The following is a 22429-nucleotide window of genomic DNA, read 5'->3' as shown; positions in this document are numbered from 1 at the left end:
CTCCAGACAAAATATGACGACTAGCCAGCATTTTGCCAGCATGTTTCGCGGGTTGATAGAGCTGGCGCATCAACGACTCATGCCTGGCTGAGCGGACGCGGTACGGCGGGTTTGGCAAAAGTACCGCTGGCGTTATACAACGCTGGCGCTTCACCACCGGTGAGGATCTTCAGCTGATTGGCCGTGGCGGCCTGCTGGATCTGAATGGACTGGCCATTTTTGACGTTGGCAGCCTGGCATTGAGCGATCAGATCGGTCAGGGCATCGCCCTGGCTGAGCAATTGATCGCCAATGCTCGACTGGCCTGCCAGTTGCTCAAGACCTGAACGATCAGTCGGCAGGTTGAGGCTGGCGAGGATTTCGCTGCGCTTGCGGCCATGCTGTTCAAGCAGAATGATCAATGCCTGTTTGTGCGCCAGAATTTCTTCCAGCAACGGCATGTCGCGACCGTGCAACGCGAGGGATTCGGTTTGCAACAACTCCAGCAATTGTTGAGCTGGAGCAAAGTCGTCGTTGATCAGTTGCAATAAATTAGTGTCGTGCATGGCTGGCCTTGGGTGTTAAGCGTCCAAAAGCCTCGCGCCGGCAAAAGCCTAGCGCTGGGCTTCGAAGTTGAGCAGTTTGCTGGCTACACGGTTGCTGTCGACTTTGTAGCTGCCATCGGCAATCGCCGCTTTCAACTCGGCCACACGGGCTTTGTCGACAGCAGGCTGATCGCGCAGCTTGTCAGTGACCTTCTGCAACTGTTGAGCCTCATTGCTGAGGTGTACCGATTCCCCGCTTTTTGCGGTACTGGCCTGTTCGGCCGGGGTATTCAGCGGCGCGGAGGTGCCGGTTTCGGCGGTTTCCTTGGCGTTGCTGGTACGTGTACTGCCCGTAAGTGACGAGGAGCTGTTCAAACGGCTGAAATCGATGACCATGTTAAAAACCTCTGGGAATTTGGACGCTTGCCATGTTTTCGGCCATCCCCTGGAAAACTTTAGGCACATTTACCAATGGGCCTTGCATGCGCCGACGCGTGTCCTGCTGCGGCACAGTTTAGGGAACAGCCGTGGTCAGCGCCAGTTTTCTACATCGCCACTTCCACTTGGCCCGGCGCGATGACTTGCGCCTTGATGACCCGTTGCGAGTTGAGGTTTTTCACGCGGATCTGTTCTTTCAAACCGCCATTGGCCAGGGCTTCACCGGGCATGCGCACGGCGAGCGTGCCGCTGCGGGCGGTAATGACCACCTGATCACCTTTGCGCACAACTTCCGCCTGCTCCAGATGAACCAGGGTAATCACCTGATCGGCTACCGTTGGTCGGGTTAATTTCTGCCCGATCGCTTCGTCTACCGAGGTCAGGAAGCCTTGATTGATCACACTGACGTCACGCTCACGCAAGGTCACGTCCTGCGGCTCGATTATGCCGGCGCGCTTGAGCGGGCGGGTGGTCGTCACAATCTCGCGAAACAGGCGGACTTGAGCGGGCACGAAGACCGTCCAGGGCGATGCGCCCTCACAGCGAACCTTGACGGTTACCCGGCCCAATGGGCGTGCCGGACTCTCCAGCGAGGCTGTCAATTCCTTGTCGCACATAGGCATGCGCATGCGTGGATCGAGCTGCTTGACCTCGATTTCGTAGCGGCCTTCGGTTTGACTGGTAGCCAGATAGTCTTCTACGGTGAACTCAAGAAAGCCCTGAGTGACGCCGATAAGCATGTCAGGCAAGGTAACCGTATCAGCAACGGCAGGGCTGCCAGCGAAGAAGAAGCAGACGGCAGACATCGCGCACAGGCTTTTGCGAGTGCGGGATGTCAGGTGTCGGAAAAATGTCGTTTGAGCGTTCATACGAGTTAAAAAGCAAGCGCCGTGCCGTTTAGCAATGAATGTGCGTCGCAACAACACTTGGCGTTGGTGTAGGAGTCTGGGCATGGCTGGTGTAATGGATTCGGTGAACCAGCGCACGCAACTGGTGGGGCAGAATCGCCTGGAGCTGTTGTTGTTCCGTCTCGACGGTCAGCAGCTCTACGGAATCAACGTGTTCAAGGTGCGGGAAGTGTTGCAGTGCCCGTCGCTGACGTTGATGCCCAAGTCCAGTCCTGTCGTGTGCGGGGTGGCAAATATCCGGGGGGCAACCATTCCGATCCTCGATCTGGCAATGGCGACCGGTTCCGGAGCGTTGAAAGACAAGAAAAACCCGTTCGTGATCATCACGGAGTACAACACCAAGACCCAGGGTTTCCTGGTTCGCTCGGTGGAGCGCATCGTCAACATGAACTGGGAAGAGATTCATCCGCCGCCCAAGGGCACGGGTCGCGATCATTACCTGACCGCTGTGACTCGGGTGGACAATCAGTTAGTCGAAATCATCGACGTCGAGAAAGTGCTGGCGGAAGTTGCGCCGACACCGGAAGCGATTTCGGTGGGTGTGGTCGATGTCGAGACCCAGACCAAAGCGTTGTCGCTGCGGGTCTTGACGGTCGATGACTCGTCGGTGGCGCGCAAACAGGTCACGCGTTGCCTGCAGACGATCGGTGTCGAAGTGGTGGCGCTGAACGACGGCAAGCAGGCGCTGGATTACCTGCGCAAGCTGGTCGATGAGGGCAAGAAGCCGGAAGAAGAGTTCCTGATGATGATCTCCGACATCGAGATGCCGGAGATGGACGGGTACACCCTGACGGCGGAAATCCGCGCTGATCCACGCATGCAAAAGCTTCATATCATCCTGCATACTTCGTTGTCCGGGGTATTCAATCAGGCGATGGTCAAGAAAGTCGGTGCCGATGACTTCCTGGCCAAATTCCGTCCTGATGACCTGGCATCCCGGGTAGTCGACCGGATCAAAGCAGCAGATATCAGCTAAGGGCGTTTTGCCCTTGGCGGTCAACACGATTTAAGAGGCGGCATCATTGTCTACGGGTAATTTGGATTTCGAACAGTTCCGGGTCTTCCTGGAAAAAGCCTGTGGCATTTTGCTCGGTGAAAACAAGCAGTACCTGGTCTCGAGCCGTCTCAACAAACTGATGGAGCAGCAAGGCATCAAATCCCTGGGTGAGCTGGTCCAGCGCATCCAGACCCAGCCGCGCAGCGGTTTGCGCGAGCAAGTGGTCGATGCCATGACGACCAACGAAACCTTGTGGTTTCGGGACACCTATCCGTTTGAAGTCTTGAAGAACAAGGTCCTGCCTGAAGCGATCAAGGCCAGCCCCAACCAGCGTCTGCGGATCTGGTCGGCGGCGTGCTCGTCGGGCCAGGAACCGTACTCGCTGTCGATGTCGATCGACGAGTTCGAGCGGACCAACCTCGGTCAGTTGAAAATGGGCGTGCAGATCGTTGCCACTGATCTGTCCGGCCTCATGCTCAACAACTGCAAGACCGGCGAGTACGACAGCCTGGCGATCGGTCGCGGTTTGTCGCCGGAACGTCTGCAGCGTTACTTCGACCCGAAAGGGCCGGGTCGCTGGGTGATCAAGGCGCCGATCAAGAACCGTGTGGAGTTCCGCTCGTTCAACCTGCTCGACAGCTATGCAGCGCTGGGCAAGTTCGACATCGTGTTTTGCCGTAACGTGTTGATCTACTTCTCTGCCGAAGTGAAGAAAGACATCCTGTTGCGCATTCACAGCACGTTGAAGCCGGGCGGTTATCTGTTCCTTGGCGCTTCCGAAGCGCTGAACGGTTTGCCGGACCATTATCAGATGGTGCAGTGCAGCCCGGGGATCATTTACCAAGCGAAATGATTGCATCGGCAACACAAAAAACGGCAGGCCCGCAAAGGCCTGCCGTTTTTTTATGCCTGAATTATCTCCCAAACCACCACAACCCCCTGTGGGAGCGAGCCTGCTCGCGAAAGCGGTCTGTCGGTAAGACAGTTGGCGACTGACACGCCGCCTTCGCGAGCAGGCTCGCTCCCACAGTTGTCCGGCGGTGATAGTGATGGGACGGCAAGCGGCAGAAAAGCGGCATTCGGCGGAAACCGGTTGCCGCTTTTCTGGCATTGCCGCTTTGCCGGCTCCTCGCAAAGCCCCGGTTTACGGGGTTTTTTCGCATTGGCACGCGGCTTGCTAAAGCTCAGTTACGAAAAACCGGTCACCTGAAGGTCCCGACATGAGCATCAGCTTCGATAAAGCGCTCGGAATTCACGAAAAAGCCTTGGGCTTCCGCGCCCAGCGTGCCGAAGTCCTGGCCAACAACATCGCCAACGCCGATACCCCGAACTACAAGGCTCGGGATCTGGACTTCTCCAAAGTGCTTGAAGCACAGACCCAGAAGAACGCCAACGGCACCATCGCCCTGAACATGACCAACAGCCGTCACATCGAAGCTGAAGGCGTGGGCAATGGCGACGAATCGTTGCTGTATCGCACGCCGATGCAACCGTCGATCGACCAGAACACCGTGGACGCCCAACTGGAACAGTCGAACTACGCGGAAAACGCCGTCGGCTTCCAGGCCAGCTTCACGCTGCTCAACAGCAAATTCAAAGGGCTGGTGTCAGCCCTGCGCGGAGAGTAATCCATGTCCCTGTCCAGCGTTTTCAACATTGCCGGCAGCGGCATGAGCGCACAAACCACGCGTCTGAACACCGTGGCTTCGAACATCGCCAACGCCGAAACCGTTTCGTCGAGCATCGACCAGACCTATCGCGCCCGTCACCCGGTATTCGCCACCATGTTCCAGGGCGGTCAGAACAGCGGCAGCAACTCGCTGTTCCAGAGCCAGGATGCCGCAGGTCAAGGCGTACAGGTGTTGGGCGTGGTCGAAGACCAGAGCAACCTCGAAGCGCGCTACGAGCCGAACCATCCGGCCGCTGATGCCAAAGGCTACGTCTACTACCCGAACGTCAACGTGGTTGAAGAAATGGCTGACATGATTTCCGCGAGCCGGTCCTTCCAGACCAACGCCGAAATGATGAACACCGCGAAAACCATGATGCAGAAGGTACTGACCCTCGGTCAGTAATAAGGGGCGAATGCCATGAGTGTTTCCGATACCACCAGCTCCCTGAGCATGAACGACATTCTGGCCAACTCATCGAAGAAGGCCAGCAGTTCGACCACCGGCGGCATCGCTTCGGCGACCAACAGCGCCACTGGCGGTCAGGCACTGGGCAAGGATGCGTTCCTGCAACTGCTGGTTACCCAGCTGAAAAACCAGAACCCGCTCGATCCGCAGGACAACAGCGCATTCGTTGCCCAGTTGGCGCAGTTCAGCAGCCTGGAAGGCATCACCACGCTCAACAGCACCGTCAGCTCGCTGGCCGGCAACTACAACTCGTCGCAAGCCTTGCAGGCATCGTCACTGGTTGGCCGCAACGTGATTGTGCAGACCAACACCGCCCAGCTCGACGACCCGAGCAAAGGCCTGACCGGTTCGGCGACTGTGCCTGCGTCGATTGCCGGCGGCACGGTGACCATCACCGACAGCAGCGGCGCGACCGTGCGCAGCATTGATCTGGGCAGCCGCGCTGCCGGCAGTGCCAGCTTCACCTGGGACGGCAAAGATGCGTCCGGCAACGTGGTGCCCGTCGGTACTTACACCTTCAAGGCCAACGCATCGATCAACGGCACCGCGACAGACCTGGCGACTTACCTGCCAGCGACCGTCAACAGCGTGACGATCAGCCAGACCGGTGGCGAGCTGATGCTCAACCTGTCCGGCAAGGGCACCGTTGCCCTGTCCAAAGTACAAACCATTGGTATATAGAGCCGACTAACCGGCACAAAGGAGTGGAATATGTCTTTCAATATCGGCCTTAGCGGTCTCTATGCAGCCAACAAACAACTGGACGTGACCGGCAACAACATCGCCAACGTCGCGACCACCGGTTTCAAATCCTCGCGCGCAGAATTCGAAGACGTCTACTCGGCGACTCGTCTGGGCAGCGGCAGCAAAGTGATCGGCAACGGCGTGCGCCTGGCCAACGTTTCCCAGCAGTTCACCCAGGGTGACATCAACAACACCGGTAACGTGTTGGACATGGGCATCAACGGCTCCGGTTTCTTCACCATGAGCAACAACGGCTCGGTGTCCTACACCCGTGCCGGTACGTTCAAGGTCGACAACGCCGGTTACATCACCAACACCGATTACACCTCGCGTCTGCAAGGCTACGGTGTGGATGCCAACGGCAAGATCATCAACGGCGTACTGACCGACCTGAAGATCGACACTTCGAACCTGGCGCCGAAGTCCACCTCTCTGGTGACGTCGACCATCAACCTGAACTCGACCGCTCCGGTGATCGACGACACAGTGGCTGCCGGCAAATTCGACCCGACCAACCTCGCGACCTACACCAAGTCGTTCAGCACGCCGATCTATGACAGTCAGGGCAACATGCACCCGATGGATCAGTACGTGGTCAAGACCGGTGCCAACACTTGGAAGGTCTACACCCTGGTAGACGGCCGTAACCCGGACGCTACCGGCAGCGATCCGAAAACCACCGCGCCAGTCGCTTCGACCATGAGCTTTGACTCCGCGGGCAAGCTGACGCAGGTCAGCACTCTGCCGGGTCCGGTGATCAGCAGTGACCTGAAAATCACTGGCTGGGTGCCAGGTAACGTGGTCAACGGTACCTTCAAGGCTAACGGTGCAGCTGCCAACCCTGCCGGCATCACCATTTCGATGGCCAGTACCACTCAGTACAACGCTGACACCGCGCGTTCGATCCCGACTCAGGACGGTTACGCGACTGGCCAGATCACCAACCTGACCATCGACGGCACCGGTACCCTGTTCGCCAACTTCAGCAACAACCAGAGCAAGGCCATCGGCCAGGTTGCACTGGCCAGCTTCACCAACGAACAAGGCCTGCAGGCAATCGGTGGTACCAGCTGGAAAGAGACGTTCGCTTCGGGTATCCCGGGCTACGACGCACCGGAAACCGGTACCTTGGGTTCGATCGCTTCCAACTCGCTGGAAGAGTCGAACGTTAACCTGACCAATGAGCTGGTAGACCTGATCAAGGGCCAGAGCAACTATCAGGCGAACGCCAAGACCATTTCCACTCAGAGCACCATCATGCAAACCATCATTCAGATGACTTGATGCTGGTTTGAGATGTGTAAAGGAGCCCCTCTTTTTAGAGGGGCTTTTTTGTGGGGCTTGGGTTCGTCCTGTTGAGTGGTGAGGAGCACTGCTCGAATTCCATGTAGGAGCTGCCGCAGGCTGCGATCTTTTGATTCCGATCCCGATCCTGATCTTTTAGGGGCTGAGCCTGCCCGCGATGGCGTCCTGAAAGCCGGCCCATTTCTCCCCGGCTCAACACTCAGGCAAAAAAAACCCCGACAAACCAGAGGCCTGTCAGGGGCTTTTTCGTTCAGGCGTCTCGCAACGCCTGACTCAGCTCAGCTTATTGGCAAGCTTCGCAATCCGGCTCGTCAATGGCGCAAGCCTTTGGCACTGGCGCCGGACCGGCAGGAGCTGCCAGAACCGAATCGTCGCCGTGGTTGCCGCCGCTGGATACAGCGTTCAGCTTGCCGGTGTTGATGGTCGACTTCTCGGTGCTGGTCGCGGCCAGGGCACGGAGGTAGTAAGTGGTTTTCAGACCACGGTACCAGGCCATGCGGTAGGTCACGTCGAGCTTCTTGCCCGATGCACCAGCGATGTACAGGTTCAGCGATTGGGCCTGGTCGATCCACTTCTGACGACGGCTGGCCGCGTCAACGATCCACTTGGTGTCCACTTCGAACGCGGTCGCGTAGAGCTCTTTGAGTTCTTGCGGGATGCGCTCGATCTGCTGAACCGAACCGTCGTAGTACTTCAGGTCGTTGATCATGACCGAGTCCCACAGACCGCGAGCCTTGAGGTCGCGAACCAGGTACGGGTTGATCACGGTGAATTCGCCCGACAGGTTCGATTTCACATACAGGTTCTGATAAGTCGGTTCGATCGACTGCGATACGCCAGTGATGTTGGCGATGGTCGCGGTCGGTGCGATGGCCATGATGTTCGAGTTACGAATGCCTTTCTGTACACGGGCGCGAACCGGTGCCCAGTCGAGGGATTCGTTCAGGTCGACATCGATGTACTTCTGGCCACGCTGCTCGATCAGGATCTGTTGCGAATCCAGCGGCAGGATGCCTTTGGACCACAGCGAACCCTGGAACGTCTCGTACGCACCGCGCTCATCAGCCAGGTCGCAGGAAGCCTGGATCGCGTAGTAGCTGACCGCTTCCATCGACTTGTCGGCGAACTCGACGGCAGCGTCGGAACCGTAAGGGATGTGCTGCAGGTACAGCGCGTCCTGGAAGCCCATGATGCCCAGACCGACCGGACGGTGCTTGAAGTTGGAGTTCTTCGCTTGTGGCACCGAGTAGTAGTTGATGTCGATAACGTTATCGAGCATGCGTACTGCGGTGTTCACGGTGCGTTCCAGCTTGGCGGTGTCCAGCTTGCCGTTGACGATGTGGTTCGGCAGGTTGATCGAGCCCAGGTTGCAAACGGCGATCTCGTCCTTGTTGGTGTTCAAGGTGATTTCGGTGCACAGGTTCGAGCTGTGAACCACGCCGACGTGCTGCTGCGGGCTGCGCAGGTTGCACGGGTCTTTGAAAGTCAGCCATGGGTGGCCGGTTTCAAACAGCATGGAAAGCATTTTGCGCCACAGGTCTTTGGCCTGGATGGTCTTGAACAGTTTGACCTTGCCCGGGTATTCGGTCAGGGCTTCGTAGTACTCGTAGCGCTCTTCGAAGGCTTTACCGGTCAGGTCGTGCAGGTCCGGAACTTCGGATGGCGAGAACAGGGTCCACTTGCCGTCATCGAAGACACGCTTCATGAACAGGTCAGGAATCCAGTTGGCGGTGTTCATGTCGTGGGTACGACGACGATCATCACCGGTGTTCTTGCGCAGCTCGATGAACTCTTCGATGTCCATGTGCCAGGTTTCCAGGTAGGCACAAACAGCGCCTTTGCGCTTGCCACCCTGGTTGACGGCTACAGCGGTGTCGTTCACTACCTTGAGGAACGGAACCACGCCTTGCGACTTGCCGTTGGTGCCCTTGATGTACGAACCCAGTGCACGCACCGGCGTCCAGTCATTGCCCAGGCCGCCAGCGAATTTCGACAACATGGCGTTGTCGTGGATCGCGTGGTAGATGCCCGACAGGTCATCCGGCACGGTGGTCAGGTAGCAGCTCGACAGCTGTGGACGCAGAGTACCGGCGTTGAACAGTGTTGGCGTCGAAGACATGTAGTCGAAGGACGACAGCAGGTTGTAGAACTCGATCGCACGGTCTTCTTTGTTCTTCTCTTCGATCGCCAGGCCCATGGCCACGCGCATGAAGAAGATCTGCGGCAGTTCGAAACGCACGCCATCCTTGTGGATGAAGTAACGGTCGTACAGGGTTTGCAGGCCCAGGTAGGTGAATTGCTGATCGCGCTCGTGGTTGATCGCCTTGCCCAGTTTTTCCAGGTCGAAGGAGGCCAGCACAGGGTTCAGCAGTTCGAACTCGATACCTTTGGCGATGTAGGCCGGCAGCGCCTTGGCGTACAGGTCGACCATTTCGTGGTGAGTGGCGCTTTCGGCCACACCGAGGAAGCCCAGGCCTTCGGCACGCAGGGTGTCCATCAGCAGGCGGGCGGTCACGAACGAGTAGTTCGGCTCGCGCTCAACCAGGGTGCGCGCGGTCATCACCAGAGCGGTGTTGACGTCGGTCAGCGCTACGCCGTCGTAGAGGTTTTTCAGGGTTTCGCGCTGGATCAGGTCGCCGTCGACTTCGGCCAGGCCTTCGCATGCTTCGGTGACGATGGTGTTCAGGCGGCCCATGTCCAGCGGCGCCAGGCTGCCATCGGCACGGGTGATGCGGATCGACGGGTGAGCGTTGACCGCCTCTTCCGCCGGGGCGTGGGCAGCGCGTTCTTTCGAACGGCCGTCACGGTAGATCACGTAGTCGCGCGCCACTTTCTGCTCGCCGGCACGCATCAGGGCCAGTTCAACCTGGTCCTGGATTTCTTCGATGTGGATGGTGCCGCCCGAAGGCATGCGACGCTTGAAGGTCGCGGTGACTTGTTCGGTCAGGCGGGCAACGGTGTCGTGGATTCGCGACGAAGCGGCAGCAGTGCCGCCCTCAACTGCGAGAAACGCTTTGGTGATAGCGACGGTGATCTTGTCATCGGTGTAAGGAACGACAGTGCCATTACGCTTGATCACGCGCAGTTGACCAGGCGCGGTGGCTGCCAGATCCGAAGTCGAATCGGCGGCCTGCGGCAAGGTTCCCTGCGGGTTCTCGCGAGTTGTGTCGGTTTGCATGGGGGGTGATCTCCACATTCTCTATGTTTGTTTGGGCACCATCATGGTGCCCACCGTTCTGGCCAGAAGCACTACAACCGACGGGCGTCGGGCATAACAACTTCGGACCAGTAGGAAAAAGGCTAATGACGCCGCGTCCCTGCCGAAGTTTTGGCTGCGAGCCAAGGCTCGAGCCTGGTTCCATCCCGGGTGACAGTAATGACTGCAACACCCGTACCGTTTCGGTCGTTTCCGAGCTAAAAAACGGTGCCATCCGCAAGTGCGGTTTGGGCTTCAGAAAACTTGCTTGGTTCAACCGGAAACCGGCAATAAATCGCTTGAGTTTCAGGTCTGAAATGTGGTTGGGCGTTTGAGTCGAAAACCCTATATGTAGGGTTTTTTTTGCGCCGTGCTACAAGATAATGCGTTTTGAGGGGTGTTGCAACGTACTACCTGTGGATAAACCTGTGCGTAAATTGTGTAAGAAAGGTCGAATTCTCGTGTAGGCCGCGAACCTGCTGAGCTAGACCGTTTGTCACCGATTTCTCACCGGGAAAAACGCTTCAGCGGATTTTTAAGGGCGCGAACCCTACCACAAAAAACCGCCGTGTCCGAACGCATTTACCGACTTGTGTTCTGGCTGTACGCCGTTTATACAATCGGCCCATGTGAACGCATTCTTATCCTCCCGAAACATGACAAAAAGACGGGAGGATCCCTGTAGGAGCTGCCGAAGGCTGCGATCTTTTGATCTTGAAAAAAAATCAAAAGATCGCAGCCTCGTTTCACTCGTCAGCTCCTACAGGGGATCGTGTGTGTCTGGGCCATCCTTTATTAATAAAAACAGAAAGCAGAGGTCACCGGTGGAGCAACAAGCCTTTCAGGTTTTGATCGTCGAGGATGACCAGCGACTGGCCGAACTGACGCGCGACTACCTGCAAGCCAATGGACTGCGCGTCGACATCGAAGGCAACGGCGCGCTGGCGGCGGCACGCATCATCAAGGAACAACCGGATCTGGTGATCCTCGACCTGATGTTGCCCGGTGAAGACGGCCTGAGCATTTGCCGCAAGGTACGCAACCAATTCGACGGGCCGATCCTGATGCTCACCGCGCGCACCGACGATGCCGACCAGATTCAGGGCCTCGACCTCGGCGCCGACGATTACGTCTGCAAACCGGTGCGTCCACGATTGCTGCTGGCGCGAATTCAGGCGTTGCTGCGCCGCAGTGACAGTGCCGAGCCGGTCGCGGAAAAATCTCGCCGGTTGCAATTCGGCCCGTTGGTGGTCGACAACGCCCTGCGCGAAGCCTGGCTGAGCGACAACGGCATCGAGTTGACCAGCGCTGAATTCGACCTGCTCTGGCTGCTGGTGTCCAACGCCGGGCGGATTCTTTCGCGCGAAGAAATCTTCACCGCCCTGCGCGGCATTGGCTACGACGGCCAGGACCGCTCGATCGATGTACGCATCTCGCGGATCCGCCCGAAAATCGGTGACGATCCCGATCATCCGCGCCTGATCAAGACCATTCGCAGCAAAGGTTATCTGTTCGTCCCTGAAGCCTGCGTAGACCTGTCGCTGTGAATTCGATCTTCCTGCGCATCTACGGCGGCATGTGCGCAGCGCTGATTCTGGTGGCGGTGCTCGGCGTACTGGCGTTGAACCTGCTCAATCAGGTGCGCAGCGAGCAATACCGCGAGCGCCTGGCCCACGGCACGTTTTCGCTGATGGCGGGCAACCTGCAACCGATGAACGAGACCGAGCGCCATCGCGCGCTGCTGGTGTGGGAACGTCTGCTGGGGATTCCGCTGGCGCTGAAGAAAATTTCCGAGACCGATCTTGATCTGTCCCAGCGCACCCGCGTGCAGCGTGGTCAGGCGCTGGTCGAGCAGACCGGGCCGCACGCGGCCAAGGTCTATCGAATGGTCAGCGACAAGGAACAACTTGTTCTCACGGGCGAGGTGCAGCAGATCAGTGAGCAGTTGGCCCGCGCGACTATTTATCTGCTGGCCGATGAGCTGGTGCGCGTGCCGGTCTCCGAACAGCCGAAACGTCTTGCGCAGATAAAGGAAGAAAAAGGTTTTGGTTTCGACCTGCGGCTGGTCACGGTGAACGATGCCGACATGGACGAAGACCAGAGCCGTCGCGTGGCAGAAGGCGACACGGTGATGGCGTTGGGCAAGGGCGGCGACTCGATCCGCGTGTTTGCCGGCATGGTCGGCACGCCGTGGGTGCTTGAGATCGGCCCGCTGTACCAGATGAATCCGTACCCGCCGGAATGGCTGGTGCTGATTGCTGCGTTGGGGCTGAGCTTGATCGGCCTGATCGTTTATCTATTGGTGCGCCAGCTCGAACGACGTTTGCGCGGCCTCGAAGCGGCGGCCACGCGGATCGCCAAAGGCAGTCTGGAAACCCGCGTGCCGGCGCGCGGTGCCGACTCGGTCGGGCGTCTGGCCTCGGCGTTCAACGGCATGGCCGAACACTTGCAGCAGTTGCTGGCGATCCAGCGTGAACTGGTGCGCGCGGTGTCGCACGAGTTACGCACGCCGGTAGCGCGCCTGCGTTTCGGCCTCGAGATGATCGGCTCGGCGACCACCCCGCAAGCGCTGGAGAAGTACCGCGAAGGCATGGACCACGACATCGAAGACCTCGATAAACTGGTCGACGAAATGCTCACCTATGCGCGACTGGAGCAGGGCTCGCCGGCGCTGACGTTCCAGCGAATAGACCTCGATGCGCTGGTCAATCAGGTGATCGAAGAGCTGGCGCCGTTGCGCGCCGAGGTCACGGTGCTGCGCGGTTTGTGTTTGTCTGCCGCAGATAACGACGATGCCTGGGTCGAAGCCGAGCCGCGTTATCTGCACCGGGCGTTGCAGAACCTGGTGAGCAACGCGATGCGTCATGCGCGCTCGAACGTGACGGTGAGTTATCAGGTCGGGCAGTTGCGCTGCCGGGTCGATGTTGAAGATGACGGCCCGGGTGTGCCGGAGGTGGCGTGGGAACGGATCTTTACGCCGTTTCTGCGTCTGGATGACAGCCGCACACGCGCGTCGGGCGGGCATGGTCTGGGGTTGTCGATTGTACGGCGGATCATTCACTGGCATGACGGCCGGGCGATCATTGGCAAGAGCAAGAGTTTGGGTGGGGCGTGTTTCAGCCTGAGTTGGCCGCGGAATCAGGAACGCCGTTGAGAGGTGTGGTGGTTTTGCTGGCTTCTTCGCGAGCAAGCCCGCTCCCACAGGGGAATGCATTGCAAAATGTGGGAGCGGGCTTGCTCGCGAAGGCGACCGAACAGGCGCCGAAAATCCTCAGGCTTTAATGCTGACCAGACTCAACAACTGCCCATCCTGCACTCCAAACTGCGCGTCCAGCTCCGTCCCGTTGCTCCACTGCGCAGACAAATCCGTCAGCAGCCGCAAGCGCACCTGACCCGCCTCAGTCCACTCCAGCACTTCAGCGTGCTCGAAATAAAAGCGCTGCTGCACAATCGGGTACAGCGCCTTGAACAAGCTCTCTTTCACCGAAAACGTCAGCGTCACGCAAAGTGCCAGTTGCTCCGGCGAGCCGGCAGCCATGCGCTGCATTTCTGCCGGGGTGAGAATTTCCCCGGCGAGACGCTCGGCGCGTTCGCTGCCGAGAATATTCTCCAGGTCCATACCCAAACCGCGCCAATGCTCTTTGTTGGCGACAATCGCCGCCGCACGCCCGGTGCTGTGGGTGATCGAGCCGCAGATGTGCGATGGCCAGACCGGCGCGCGATCTTCACCGATCGCCGGCACCACGCTCGAACCTTCCAGTTGCTGCAATGCTGCACGGGCGCAGATACGTCCGGCGAGAAACTCGGCCTGTCGCTTGGCCACCGAACGTTGAATGCTCGGCGGCGGTTCGATGGCGCTTCGGCGAAAGTCATCGCCCAGCAATTGAGCCGGATCGAAGTGGGTGCTGAGCAGCACGGTATCAGGCAACACCGTCGGTAACGGCCAGTGGCTGTCGAGCGCGGTGCAGCAGGCGGGCAGGGCGGGGGTGAGATTCATGGCGGGCATTTTGCCGTTTAGTCGAGCCGAGGTCGAGATTGGCGGTGAAGCTTTCGCGAGCAGGCTCGCTCCCACACTGGATCTATGTCACCCAGAAGATCCCCTGTGGGAGCGAGCCTGCTCGCGAAGGCCGCGCCGCGGTGTCGCTGATCAGCTAAAGATTTTCTGGAAGAACGCTTTCATGTCCGCCCAGGATTTTTCATCGGCCGCCTTGTTGTAACCGATGTCTGGACCGCCGTGGTCGCCATGGCTCAGGCGATCGGCGTCCGGATTGGTAAACCCGTGCTTGGCGCCATCGAGGCTGACGAACGTGTAGTCAACGCCAGCCTTGTCCATCTCCGCCTTGAATGCGCTGACGTTGGCCGGGGTGACCATGCTGTCCAGCGCGCCATGCTCGACCAGAACTTTCGCCTTGACGCTGCCAGGCGTCGCCGGGGTATTGGTCGCCAGCGCACCGTGGAAACTCACCACGCCGGCCAGCGGCTCACCCTGACGCGCCGCATTCAACACCACGCCACCGCCAAAGCAGTAACCGATAGCGGCGATTTTATTGACGTCGGTCTGTGGCTGTTTCTTCAGCAAATTCAGCCCGGCGTCAAACCGTTTGCTGGAGGCGGCCGTGTCCGCCGTCGCCGCCTGCATGAACGCCATCGCATCTTTCGGGTGTTCAGTGTTCTTGCCTTCGCCGTACATATCGATTGCCAGCGCGCTGTAGCCGAGCCCGGCGAGATCGCGCGCGCGGCGTTTGGCGTAATCGTTCAGGCCCCACCATTCGTGCACCACGACCACGCCGGGGCGCGCGCCTTTTATGGCGTCGTCATAGGCGTAGTAACCGATCAGTTTCGTACCGTCGGCACTCTGATAGGGGATTTCTTCAGTCTTGATCGCAGCCTGGGTGAGGCTGCTGACCGCCAGCAACGTGAGGGCGAGGAACAGGCGCATGGTCGGGTGTCCTTATTGAAAAGTGTTCAAAACAGCCTAGTCGATTTGATTCAGGTCAGGTTCAGAGAGCGTTCAGGGGAGGTACAGGGGCAGGTCAGTAACCTTGCGCCATACCCAAACAGCACTGTGAAAGAGGAAATACTCATGACTCGTTTTAACAAACTGCTGCTGGCATTTACCCTGTTAGGCTCCAGCATCGCGGCCAACGCCGACGACACCACCAATTTCGCCGGCCTGACTTTCGGCCAGACCAGCGACAAGATCGATAAGTCCCGCGCACTGAATGGCAACCTCGGTCACCCGAATGCCACCGGCGCCATCGACGGCAACAACACCTACGGCGTACGCCTCGGTCAGCAAAACAGCCAGGGTCGCTACTACGCCACCTACGATAATGTGTCGGGCTCGCACAATGGCATTAAACTGCGCCAGGAAAACCTGCTGGGCAGCTACGATCTGTTCTATCCGGTGGGCGGCAGCACCAAGCTGTTCGGTGGCGCCACGGCCGGTTTGACCAAATTGACGCAGGATTCGCCAGGCTACAGCCGCGACAGTGACATCGGTTACGCCGTCGGCGGCCAGTTCGGTGTGTTGCAGCAAGTCTCGCAGAGCACTTCGGTCGAACTCGGTTACCGTTACCTGATGAGCAACGCCAGCACCGAGATGAAAGAGAGCGGTGGCAGCAAACAAGGCTCGCTGGATTTGACCAGCAGCGCGCAGACTTACCTGTCGGCCAACTACTATTTCTAAGGAGCGACAGCGAAATCATTGTGGGAGCGAGCCTGCTCGCGAAAGCGGTGAATCAGTCGATCAATTTATCGACTGACACATAGCCTTCGCGAGCAGGCTCGCTCCCACAGGTGTGTTTTTGGAGATGCTGATTTACCCGGGAGAGTGTTATGAAACTGTTGGTCGTCGAAGATGAAGCGCTGTTGCGCCATCACCTGCAAACCCGCCTGACGGAAAGCGGTCACGTGGTCGAGTCCGTGGCCAATGCCGAAGAGGCGCTGTACCAGACCGGGCAGTTCAACTTTGACCTGGCGGTGATCGATCTTGGCTTGCCGGGCATGGGCGGCCTCGACCTGATTCGCCAGCTGCGCTCGGGCGGCAAGACCTTCCCGATATTGATCCTCACCGCGCGCGGCAACTGGCAGGACAAGGTCGAAGGCCTCGCCGCCGGCGCCGACGACTACGTGGTCAAGCCGTTCCAGTTCGAAGAGCTCGACGCGCGCCTGAATGCCTTGCTGCGCCGCTCCAGCGGTTTCACCCAGTCGACCATCGTCGCCGGCCCGCTGCTGCTCGACCTCAATCGCAAACAGGCGACCCTCGACGAACAACCGCTGGCGCTGACCGCCTACGAATACCGCATCCTCGAATACCTGATGCGCCACCATCAACAAGTGGTGCCCAAGGATCGCTTGATGGAGCAGCTCTACCCGGACGACGACGAGCGCGATCCAAACGTCATCGAAGTGTTGGTCGGGCGTCTGCGCCGCAAGCTCGAAGGTCCGGCCGGGTTCAAACCGATCGACACCGTGCGCGGTCTCGGTTATCTGTTCAATGAGCGCTGCACTTGATTCGTTCGTTACGCGTTCGGCTGATGCTCGCCGCCACCACGTTGGCGGTGTTGTTCATGCTCGCCTTGCTCCCGGCGATGCAGGGCGCGTTCAGCCTCGCGTTGCAGGACTCGATCGAACAGCGGCTGGCCTCGGACGTCACCACGCTGATCTCTGCCGCACGTATAGAAAACGGCCGGCTGGTGATGCCCAATCAGTTGCCGGATGAGCGTTTCAACCTCACTGACTTCCGCCTGCTCGGCTACATCTACGACCGTGAAGGGCATCTGGTCTGGCGCTCGAAAGCCACCCAGGAAGAGCAGATCAATTACAAACCGCGCTACGACGGCCTCGGCAACGAGTTCGCGCGGATCCGCGAGGTCAACGGTCAGGAATTCTTCGTTTACGACGTTGAAGTCAAACTGCTTGGCGGCAAAAGCGCGGCGTTCAGCATCGTCGCCCTGCAACCGGTGCGCGAGTACGAAACCACCCTCGAAGGCCTGCGCGAAAACCTCTACCTCGGGTTTGGCGCAGCTTTGCTGGTGTTGCTGGCGCTGTTGTGGATCGGCCTGACCTGGGGCCTCAAGGCCTTGCGCCAACTCAGTCAGGAACTCGACGAAATCGAAGGCGGCACCCGCGAAAGCCTCACCGAGCAACACCCGCGTGAACTGCTGCGCCTGACCGGCTCGCTCAACCGTTTGCTGCTCAGCGAACGCCAGCAGCGCAGCCGTTATCGCGACTCGCTCGATGATCTGGCGCACAGCCTGAAAACCCCGTTGGCGGTGTTGCAAGGCGTCAGTGAAGACATGGCCCAGCGCCCCGAAGACCGCGATCAGGCGTGGGTGCTGCAAAGTCAGATCGAGCGCATGAGCCAGCAGATCAGCTATCAACTGCAACGCGCGAGCTTGCGTAAAAGTGGTCTGGTGCGCCATCAGGTGCGTTTGCAACCGGTGCTGAAAAGCCTCTGTGACACGCTGGACAAGGTCTACCGCGACAAACGTGTGCGCGTGGCGTTTGATCTGCCCGAGCATTGCTATGTGCCGATCGAGCAGGGCGCCTTGCTGGAGATGATGGGCAACCTGCTGGAAAACGCCTATCGCCTGTGTCTGGGTGAAGTGCGCATCAGTGTGCGTGAATCTCTGGCCGGGATTGAGCTGTGCATCGAAGACGACGGCCCAGGCGTGCCGCCGGATCAGCGCGCGCGGATTCTCGAGCGCGGCGAACGCCTGGATGCCCAGCATCCGGGGCAGGGGATCGGGTTGGCGGTGGTCAAGGACATCATCGAAAGTTACAGCGCCAAACTGGCGCTGGGGGATTCACCGATGGGCGGGGCGGCGTTCCGGATTCATTTTCCGGCGGTGTGATTAAAAGCTGCCCTCACCCTAACCCTCTCCCAGAGGTAGAGGGGACCGACCGAAGTGTCTGGCGTTATACATCGACCTGAAATAGCCAGTCGATTATGGATTCAGTAGAGAGCGTTCAGGTCGGCGGAAACTCTGAACATCCCCCAATCAGTCCCCTCTCCCTCGGGGATAGGGATAGGGATAGGGTTAGGGTGAGGGGCTTTTGATTCAGCGCCTCACTGCTCCTGCGCCCGATAAGCCCCCGGCGTCAGCCCCGTCCACTTCTTGAACGCCCGGTGAAACGCCGACGGTTCAGAGAACCCCAACTGCTCGGCAATCTGTTGCAACGACAGATCCGCCCGCCCCAGATGGTAGATGGCGATATCCCGCCGCAGCTGATCCTTCAACTCCTGAAAACTCGTGCCTTCCTCGCGCAAATGCCGGCGCAGCGTCTGCGGGCTGATGTGCATATGCGCCGCGACCGCTTCCAGATCCGGCCAGCGCGCACTGTCGCGGCTGAGCAAACGGCGCAGGCGACTGCTGAGGCTGTCGCCGTCGTCCGGGCGAGAAAGCAGGTCGGCGGGAGAGCGTTCGAGGAAATGCTTGAGTGTGCGTTCATCCTGCAGCAGCGGCATGTGCAGATAGCGACTGTGAAACAGCAGGCTGCTCTGCTCGGTGCCGAAGGTCGTCGGGCAGGGGAACAGCAGATCGTACTCGGCGCCATGCTCCGGGCGCGGGTAACTGAATGTCGCCTGTTCGAGGCGAATCCGCTGGCCGATCAGCCAACTGCCGAGGCGATGCCAGATCACCAGCAGGCTTTCCGTCAAAAAGTGATCCGGATCCCACAATGGCGAATCGTCGAGACTCAAACGCACCCATTCGTCTTCGCGGCTCAGGGTCAGGCGCGGGGCTGCGGGGAATAGGCTATAAAACAATAAACCGCGTTGCAGTGCCTTCTCCAGATTGCGGCAGTGAATCGAGGCGTGGCACATCATCGCGAAGCTGCCGGGTTTGCTCGGTGCATTGCCGAAACCCAGATACTCGTCGTCCAGCGCCAGCCACAGGCCCTGGATCAAGCGGGTGAATTGTTCCGGAGCGAGGCGCGCGCGCGGCTCGTCAAGTAACTCCGGGCTGATGCCCAGTTGCAGCAGCATCTTTGAGTAGTCGAACTGCAGGCGCCGCGCGCCACCGAGTGCAGCACGGGCGAAATGACTGGCAATGGTGCGTTCGCGCATAAGCGGCAGATCCTTCCTCAGGCGCTGGATGGTAGCCGGGGGTGACAGGCGCAACAAGGCGGATTTCCGCCAAATTGTAGGACGAGATCGAGCAACTTGGCGGAAATCCGCCACACTCAAGTCACCAGGGGGTGACGGAAAAAAACCTGCAGGCCTTGATATCAAAAGGCTTGCAGCGAAATGCACCAAAGTGGCACGGCGTTTGCGATATGAGCGACAGAAGCGTGCGTTGATCCTGTCCGGACAGCGCCGCTCCAACAACAAATCCCTCCAGTGCAGGAGGGTTCGCAATTCAGGTTTCGCGGCCAACAGATGGATGTTGCTACGCGGGGCTCTTGAGGAAACTTGCAATGACGACTCGTCAGCCACTGTACAAATCCCTGTATTTACAGGTGATCGTCGCAATCGTTATCGGTATCGCGCTCGGTCACTACTACCCGCAGTTCGGTGTGGCCGTAAAGCCGCTGGGTGACGGGTTCATCAAACTGATCAAAATGATCATCGCCCCGATCATTTTCTGCACCGTGGTCAGCGGCATCGCCGGCATGCAAAGCATGAAGTCGGTCGGCAAGACCGGCGGCTACGCACTCCTGTACTTCGAAATCGTTTCGACCATCGCGCTGCTGGTCGGTCTGGTTGTGGTCAACGTTGTGCAACCGGGCGCCGGCATGCACATCGACGTCGCCACCCTTGATGCTTCGAAAGTCGCTTCTTATGTAGCGGCTGGTGCTGACCAAAGCGTGGTCGGTTTCCTGCTCAACGTGATCCCGACCACCATCGTCGGCGCGTTCGCCACCGGTGACATCCTGCAAGTGCTGATGTTCTCGGTGATCTTCGGTTTCGCCCTGCATCGCCTGGGTGCTTACGGCAAGCCGATCCTCGACTTCATCGATCGCTTTGCCCACGTGATGTTCAACATCATCAACATGATCATGAAGCTCGCGCCAATCGGTGCCTTCGGTGCCATGGCCTTCACCATCGGTGCCTACGGTGTCGGCTCGCTGGTGCAGCTGGGTCAACTGATGATCTGCTTCTACATCACTTGCCTGTTGTTCGTGCTGATCGTGCTTGGCGGTATTGCACGCATGCACGGCTTCAGCGTGCTGAAGATGATCCGTTACATCCGTGAAGAACTGCTGATCGTCCTCGGCACTTCGTCGTCGGAATCGGTTCTGCCACGCATGCTGATCAAGATGGAGCGTCTGGGTGCGAAGAAATCGGTAGTGGGTCTGGTGATCCCGACCGGTTACTCGTTCAACCTCGACGGTACCGCGATCTACCTGACCATGGCCGCCGTGTTCATTGCTCAGGCAACTGACACGCACATGGACATCACTCACCAGATCACGCTGCTGGTGGTGTTGTTGCTGTCCTCCAAAGGCGCAGCCGGTGTCACCGGTTCGGGCTTCATCGTGCTGGCAGCGACCCTGTCGGCGGTAGGTCACCTGCCGGTGGCCGGTCTGGCGCTGATCCTCGGTATCGACCGCTTCATGTCCGAAGCACGCGCACTGACCAACCTGGTGGGCAACGCCGTTGCGACCATCGTGGTTGCCAAGTGGGTGAAAGAGCTGGACACCGACACGCTGCAAGCCGAGCTGGCCTCGGGCGGTCGCGGTATTGCTGATACCCGTCCGGAAGATGACCTGGGTGTGGCTGAAGGCCCAACTCCGAGCAGCGTCAAGTAAGTAAAAAAGCCCTTGTGGCGAGGGGATTTATCCCCGTTGGGTCGCGAAGCGGCCCCTTCTGAAGATAAGAGAAGGGGCCTGCTGCGCAGTCCAACGGGGATAAATCCCCTCACCACAGGGTTTTTTATTGCCTGCGATTTGAGCGTTACGGTCACTGTTGCTGACACATCGGGTGATTGCTGTATGCGGCACGGCTGCCTAGGCTGCTTGCATCGCTCAAGGAGTTTGCCCATGTCCGCACCGCTGGCCTCACTGAAGATCCTCGATTTTTCGATCCTGTTGCCGGGGCCGTTCGCTTCGCTGTTGCTGGCGGACATGGGCGCCGACGTGCTGCGCATCGAATCGCCGACGCGCATGGATTTGTTGCGCGTGTTGCCGCCGCACGATGGCGGGATGTCGGCCAGTCACGCCTACCTCAATCGCAACAAGCGCAGCCTGGCGCTGGACCTGAAACAGCCCGAGGCGCTGGCAGTGGTCAAGCAGTTGCTCGCTGATTACGACATCGTTCTGGAACAGTTTCGCCCCGGGGTAATGGAGCGATTGGGCCTGGGGTATGAGGCGCTGAAGGCGATCAACCCGAAGCTGATTTACGTGTCGATCACCGGCTATGGGCAGACCGGCCCGTACAAGGATCGCGCCGGGCATGACATCAACTATCTGGCGCTGGCGGGCCTCTCCAGTTACACCGGCCGCGCCGACAGTGGGCCGTTGCCGTTGGGCATGCAGGTGGCGGATATTGCCGGTGGTTCGTTGCACGGCGTGATCGGCTTGCTAGCGGCAGTGATTGCCCGTCAGCAAACCGGGCAGGGCACCCATCTGGACGTGAGCATGACCGACTGCGCGTTCAGTCTGAATGCCATGGCCGGCGCCGGCTATCTGGCCTGCGGCGCGGAGCCTGGCTGGGAAGACCAGATGCTCAATGGCGGCAGCTTCTACGATTATTACCGTTCGCGTGATGGACGCTGGATGTCTGTCGGCAGCCTTGAGCCGGCATTCATGCAGCCGCTGTGTGCGGCGCTCGGTCGGCCGGAATTGGCGGCGCAAGGGTTGTCGCCGAAACCTGAGCAACAGCGGGCGCTGAAGGAGGCGTTGAAGATCGAGTTTGAACGGCATGACTTTGCTGAACTGTGCGAGATGTTTGCCGGGATCGATGCGTGTGTCGAGCCGGTGTTGAATTTGAGTGAGGCCGTGCGCCATCCGCAATTGCAGGCGCGTGAACTGGTGACGCAGGTGCCGCGCGGGGATGGCACGACGCAGGCGCAGATGGCGTGTCCGTTGAAATTTTCCGAGGATTTACCGGCGCCACGGCATGTCGGGGTGGTGTTGGGGCAGCATACGGATGAGGTGTTGGCAGAGTTGGGATTTAGTGTTGAGCGGGTTGCTGAATTGCGTGCGGCAAAAGTGGTGGGGTAGATGCAAAA

General features: G+C 59.1%; 20 protein-coding genes. 13 read left to right on the top strand and 7 right to left on the bottom strand.

All coding sequences use genetic code 11. The annotated features are described in order from the left end of the window. Nucleotides 1-77: 77 nt before the first annotated feature. The 3 genes from C2E19_RS22245 to flgA form a co-directional block, all read right to left on the bottom strand. Entirely contained in the window at nt 78-545 is a 468-nt protein-coding gene (locus tag C2E19_RS22245) for a flagella synthesis protein FlgN (RefSeq protein ID WP_127929418.1), read from the bottom strand. A gap of 48 nt (nt 546-593) precedes the next feature. After that, complete coding sequence (flgM, locus tag C2E19_RS22240) at nt 594-920, bottom strand: flagellar biosynthesis anti-sigma factor FlgM (protein WP_007960324.1); 327 nt, start codon at nt 918-920, stop codon at nt 594-596. A 149-nt stretch (nt 921-1069) separates the two neighbouring features. After that, nucleotides 1070-1831, bottom strand: coding sequence for a flagellar basal body P-ring formation chaperone FlgA (flgA, locus tag C2E19_RS22235; protein ID WP_129395103.1), 762 nt, complete (start codon nt 1829-1831; stop codon nt 1070-1072). 82 nt (nt 1832-1913) lie between these two features. Here flgA and C2E19_RS22230 point away from each other — a divergent pair, with 82 nt between their 5' ends. From C2E19_RS22230 to flgE, 6 genes are all read left to right on the top strand, one after another. After that, nucleotides 1914-2846: a chemotaxis protein CheV gene (locus C2E19_RS22230; RefSeq protein ID WP_129395102.1), complete on the top strand. Its 933-nt coding sequence runs from the start codon at nt 1914-1916 to the stop codon at nt 2844-2846. 46 nt (nt 2847-2892) lie between these two features. Beyond that, nucleotides 2893-3720 carry a protein-glutamate O-methyltransferase CheR gene (gene cheR / locus C2E19_RS22225; RefSeq protein ID WP_129395101.1) on the top strand — a complete coding sequence of 276 codons (828 nt, stop codon included), beginning with the start codon at nt 2893-2895 and terminating at the stop codon, nt 3718-3720. A gap of 367 nt (nt 3721-4087) precedes the next feature. Then, nucleotides 4088-4495, top strand: coding sequence for a flagellar basal body rod protein FlgB (flgB, locus tag C2E19_RS22220; protein ID WP_129395100.1), 408 nt, complete (start codon nt 4088-4090; stop codon nt 4493-4495). Between the two features lie 3 nt (nt 4496-4498). Next, complete coding sequence (gene flgC / locus C2E19_RS22215; protein WP_003227217.1) at nt 4499-4942, top strand: flagellar basal body rod protein FlgC; 444 nt, start codon at nt 4499-4501, stop codon at nt 4940-4942. 15 nt (nt 4943-4957) lie between these two features. After that, entirely contained in the window at nt 4958-5686 is a 729-nt protein-coding gene (gene flgD / locus C2E19_RS22210; protein ID WP_129395099.1) for a flagellar hook assembly protein FlgD, read from the top strand. A 30-nt stretch (nt 5687-5716) separates the two neighbouring features. Further along, nucleotides 5717-7033, top strand: a complete 1317-nt coding sequence (flgE, locus tag C2E19_RS22205) for a flagellar hook protein FlgE (RefSeq protein WP_129395098.1) — start codon at nt 5717-5719, stop codon at nt 7031-7033. Between the two features lie 304 nt (nt 7034-7337). On the opposite strand, the gene C2E19_RS22200 is transcribed toward flgE, so the two are convergent. Beyond that, complete coding sequence (locus C2E19_RS22200; RefSeq protein WP_129395097.1) at nt 7338-10232, bottom strand: ribonucleoside-diphosphate reductase subunit alpha; 2895 nt, start codon at nt 10230-10232, stop codon at nt 7338-7340. A gap of 842 nt (nt 10233-11074) precedes the next feature. Between C2E19_RS22200 and C2E19_RS22195 the strand changes: the two genes are divergently transcribed. Continuing rightward, entirely contained in the window at nt 11075-11797 is a 723-nt protein-coding gene (locus C2E19_RS22195) for a response regulator (RefSeq protein ID WP_129395096.1), read from the top strand. Further along, nucleotides 11794-13404, top strand: a complete 1611-nt coding sequence (locus C2E19_RS22190) for an ATP-binding protein (protein WP_129395095.1) — start codon at nt 11794-11796, stop codon at nt 13402-13404. Before C2E19_RS22195 ends, C2E19_RS22190 begins: the two co-directional genes overlap by 4 nt. 117 nt (nt 13405-13521) lie before the next feature. Here C2E19_RS22190 and C2E19_RS22185 read toward each other — a convergent pair whose 3' ends face one another. Together C2E19_RS22185 and C2E19_RS22180 are read right to left on the bottom strand one after the other, a co-directional pair. Further along, entirely contained in the window at nt 13522-14247 is a 726-nt protein-coding gene (locus tag C2E19_RS22185) for a 4'-phosphopantetheinyl transferase (RefSeq protein WP_129395094.1), read from the bottom strand. Nucleotides 14248-14397: 150 nt separating this feature from the next. Beyond that, nucleotides 14398-15189: a dienelactone hydrolase family protein gene (locus C2E19_RS22180; RefSeq protein WP_129395093.1), complete on the bottom strand. Its 792-nt coding sequence runs from the start codon at nt 15187-15189 to the stop codon at nt 14398-14400. A 144-nt stretch (nt 15190-15333) separates the two neighbouring features. Here C2E19_RS22180 and C2E19_RS22175 point away from each other — a divergent pair, with 144 nt between their 5' ends. The 3 genes from C2E19_RS22175 (at nt 15334) to C2E19_RS22165 (ending at nt 18109) form a co-directional block, all read left to right on the top strand. Further along, nucleotides 15334-15939, top strand: coding sequence for a hypothetical protein (locus C2E19_RS22175; protein ID WP_129395092.1), 606 nt, complete (start codon nt 15334-15336; stop codon nt 15937-15939). Between the two features lie 149 nt (nt 15940-16088). Then, complete coding sequence (locus tag C2E19_RS22170) at nt 16089-16766, top strand: response regulator transcription factor (RefSeq protein WP_008079190.1); 678 nt, start codon at nt 16089-16091, stop codon at nt 16764-16766. Beyond that, nucleotides 16763-18109, top strand: a complete 1347-nt coding sequence (locus tag C2E19_RS22165; RefSeq protein WP_129395091.1) for an ATP-binding protein — start codon at nt 16763-16765, stop codon at nt 18107-18109. Before C2E19_RS22170 ends, C2E19_RS22165 begins: the two co-directional genes overlap by 4 nt. Nucleotides 18110-18324: 215 nt before the next feature. Here C2E19_RS22165 and C2E19_RS22160 read toward each other — a convergent pair whose 3' ends face one another. Further along, complete coding sequence (locus C2E19_RS22160) at nt 18325-19323, bottom strand: AraC family transcriptional regulator (protein WP_129395090.1); 999 nt, start codon at nt 19321-19323, stop codon at nt 18325-18327. 350 nt (nt 19324-19673) lie between these two features. On the opposite strand from C2E19_RS22160, the gene C2E19_RS22155 reads away from it, so the two are divergent. Next, on the top strand, nt 19674-21008 hold the full coding sequence (locus C2E19_RS22155) for a dicarboxylate/amino acid:cation symporter (RefSeq protein ID WP_129395089.1): 1335 nt from the start codon (nt 19674-19676) through the stop codon (nt 21006-21008). Between the two features lie 231 nt (nt 21009-21239). Then, complete coding sequence (locus C2E19_RS22150) at nt 21240-22421, top strand: CaiB/BaiF CoA-transferase family protein (protein WP_129395088.1); 1182 nt, start codon at nt 21240-21242, stop codon at nt 22419-22421. Nucleotides 22422-22429: the final 8 nt, after the last annotated feature.

Origin of the sequence: Pseudomonas sp. DTU12.3 (assembly GCF_004124275.1) — a bacterium.
Lineage (GTDB): Bacteria > Pseudomonadota > Gammaproteobacteria > Pseudomonadales > Pseudomonadaceae > Aquipseudomonas > Aquipseudomonas helmanticensis.
This window is presented reverse-complemented; position numbering and strand designations above follow the sequence as displayed.

Coding starts and splice junctions, on each gene's coding strand:
- C2E19_RS22150 (WP_129395088.1), top strand. CDS start 21,240: ATGTCCGCACCGCTGGCCTCACTGAAGATCCTCGATTTTTCGATCCTG.
- flgA (WP_129395103.1), bottom strand. CDS start 1,831: ATGAACGCTCAAACGACATTTTTCCGACACCTGACATCCCGCACTCGC.
- C2E19_RS22170 (WP_008079190.1), top strand. CDS start 16,089: ATGAAACTGTTGGTCGTCGAAGATGAAGCGCTGTTGCGCCATCACCTG.
- C2E19_RS22185 (WP_129395094.1), bottom strand. CDS start 14,247: ATGAATCTCACCCCCGCCCTGCCCGCCTGCTGCACCGCGCTCGACAGC.
- flgB (WP_129395100.1), top strand. CDS start 4,088: ATGAGCATCAGCTTCGATAAAGCGCTCGGAATTCACGAAAAAGCCTTG.
- flgE (WP_129395098.1), top strand. CDS start 5,717: ATGTCTTTCAATATCGGCCTTAGCGGTCTCTATGCAGCCAACAAACAA.
- C2E19_RS22230 (WP_129395102.1), top strand. CDS start 1,914: ATGGCTGGTGTAATGGATTCGGTGAACCAGCGCACGCAACTGGTGGGG.
- C2E19_RS22200 (WP_129395097.1), bottom strand. CDS start 10,232: ATGCAAACCGACACAACTCGCGAGAACCCGCAGGGAACCTTGCCGCAG.
- C2E19_RS22160 (WP_129395090.1), bottom strand. CDS start 19,323: ATGCGCGAACGCACCATTGCCAGTCATTTCGCCCGTGCTGCACTCGGT.
- C2E19_RS22245 (WP_127929418.1), bottom strand. CDS start 545: ATGCACGACACTAATTTATTGCAACTGATCAACGACGACTTTGCTCCA.
- C2E19_RS22180 (WP_129395093.1), bottom strand. CDS start 15,189: ATGCGCCTGTTCCTCGCCCTCACGTTGCTGGCGGTCAGCAGCCTCACC.
- flgC (WP_003227217.1), top strand. CDS start 4,499: ATGTCCCTGTCCAGCGTTTTCAACATTGCCGGCAGCGGCATGAGCGCA.
- C2E19_RS22155 (WP_129395089.1), top strand. CDS start 19,674: ATGACGACTCGTCAGCCACTGTACAAATCCCTGTATTTACAGGTGATC.
- flgM (WP_007960324.1), bottom strand. CDS start 920: ATGGTCATCGATTTCAGCCGTTTGAACAGCTCCTCGTCACTTACGGGC.
- C2E19_RS22175 (WP_129395092.1), top strand. CDS start 15,334: ATGACTCGTTTTAACAAACTGCTGCTGGCATTTACCCTGTTAGGCTCC.
- flgD (WP_129395099.1), top strand. CDS start 4,958: ATGAGTGTTTCCGATACCACCAGCTCCCTGAGCATGAACGACATTCTG.